At 68.2% G+C, this 2,178-nt stretch carries 1 protein-coding gene; it reads left to right on the top strand.

The window, feature by feature from the left end:
• Window positions 1-396: 396 nt before the first annotated feature.
• Complete coding sequence (ettA, locus tag ACZ38L_RS39215) at window positions 397-2,061, top strand: energy-dependent translational throttle protein EttA (RefSeq protein WP_465702894.1); 1,665 nt, start codon at window positions 397-399, stop codon at window positions 2,059-2,061.
• Window positions 2,062-2,178 lie beyond the last annotated feature (117 nt).

Below are 2,178 nucleotides of genomic sequence, written 5' to 3'. Positions count from 1 at the left end.
ACCGCCCGAAATCCAAGCGACCGCCCTACCGCAAGAGCGAACCGACCACCAGCAAACACGCAGAGTGACGACAGAAGCTAAAATTGCAAGCTGAGTGCTGGGCCCGCGTACTGAGGCCTGAGCGCGGATAGCCAGCGAGCTCGGAGAAGCAGGCCGGTGGCCCGGTCCTTCCACCCGCAGGATGGGGTGGGGGGACCGGGCCACCGCTGTTCGCCGGGCAGGAGGACGCGGGCGAGGCGGAAGGGAGAAGGGGGCCCGCTGCGGGGCGGTCGGGGCGGTGGAGCCCGCTTCGGGGCGGCCGTGGGGCAGGGCGGGGGTTCGGGATGGGGCCCCCTGTGCGGCACAATGGAACGCTGCAAGCCCGAATACTCTTCGACGACGCCGGAGCGATCTCACGTGGCGGAATTCATCTACACCATGCGCAAGGTGCGCAAGGCACACGGCGACAAGGTCATCCTTGACGACGTGACGCTCAGCTTCCTCCCCGGGGCGAAGATCGGCGTCGTCGGCCCCAACGGCGCCGGCAAGTCCACCGTACTGAAGATGATGGCCGGCCTGGAGCAGCCCTCCAACGGCGACGCCTTCCTCTCGCCCGGGTTCAGCGTCGGCATGCTCCTGCAGGAGCCGCCGCTGGACGAGTCCAAGACGGTTCTGGAGAACGTCCAGGACGGCGTCAAGGAGATCAAGGGCAAGCTCGACCGGTTCAACGAGATCGCCGAGCTGATGGCGACCGACTACTCGGACGCGCTGCTCGACGAGATGGGCAAGCTCCAGGAGGAGCTGGACCACGCCAACGCCTGGGACCTCGACGCCCAGCTGGAGCAGGCCATGGACGCCCTGGGCTGCCCGCCCGGCGACTGGCCGGTGACCAGCCTCTCCGGTGGTGAGCGCCGCCGCGTCGCGCTCTGCAAGCTGCTGCTGGAGGCGCCCGACCTGCTGCTGCTCGACGAGCCCACCAACCACCTCGACGCCGAGTCGGTGAACTGGCTGGAGCAGCACCTGGCCAAGTACGCGGGCACCGTGGTGGCCGTCACCCACGACCGGTACTTCCTGGACCACGTCGCCGAGTGGATCCTCGAGCTCGACCGCGGTCGCGCCTACCCCTACGAGGGCAACTACTCCACCTACCTGGAGACCAAGCAGTCCCGTCTCAAGGTCGAGGGCCAGAAGGACGCCAAGCGCGCCAAGCGGCTCAAGGAAGAGCTGGAGTGGGTCCGCTCCAACGCCAAGGGCCGGCAGGCCAAGTCCAAGGCCCGTCTCGCCCGGTACGAGGAGATGGCGGCCGAGGCCGACAAGATGCGGAAGCTGGACTTCGAGGAGATCCAGATCCCGCCGGGCCCGCGTCTGGGCAACATCGTGGTCGAGGTGGCCAACCTCAACAAGGCCTTCGGTGAGAAGGTCCTGATCGACGACCTGAGCTTCACCCTGCCGCGCAACGGCATCGTCGGCGTGATCGGCCCGAACGGCGCCGGCAAGACCACCCTGTTCAAGATGCTGCAGGGCCTGGAGACCCCGGACGGCGGCAACGTCAAGGTCGGCGAGACCGTCAAGATCAGCTACGTCGACCAGGGCCGGGCCAACATCGACCCGAAGAAGACCCTGTGGGAGGTCGTCTCCGACGGCCTCGACTGGATCAACGTCGGCCAGGTCGAGATGCCGTCCCGCGCCTACGTCTCCGCGTTCGGTTTCAAGGGCCCGGACCAGCAGAAGCCGGCTGGCGTGCTCTCCGGTGGTGAGCGCAACCGCCTCAACCTGGCGCTCACCCTCAAGCAGGGCGGCAACCTGCTGCTCCTCGACGAGCCGACCAACGACCTCGACGTCGAGACGCTCTCCTCGCTGGAGAACGCGCTGCTGGAGTTCCCGGGCTGCGCCGTGGTCATCTCCCACGACCGCTGGTTCCTGGACCGGGTGGCCACCCACATCCTCGCCTACGAGGGTGACAGCAAGTGGTTCTGGTTCGAGGGCAACTTCGAGTCCTACGAGAAGAACAAGATCGACCGGCTGGGTGCCGACGCGGCTCGTCCGCACCGCGCCACCTACAAGAAGCTGACCCGCGGCTGACGGTCGCCGACCGGGTCGCGAAGGGTTGACGGCCCGGGGGGGGGGGGGGGGGGGGGGGGGGGAAGGGGGGAGGGGGGGGGGGGGGTGGTGGCCGCCTTCGCGCACCCAGCATAACGA

This window comes from Kitasatospora sp. NPDC024654, assembly GCF_055559155.1.
This window is presented reverse-complemented; position numbering and strand designations above follow the sequence as displayed.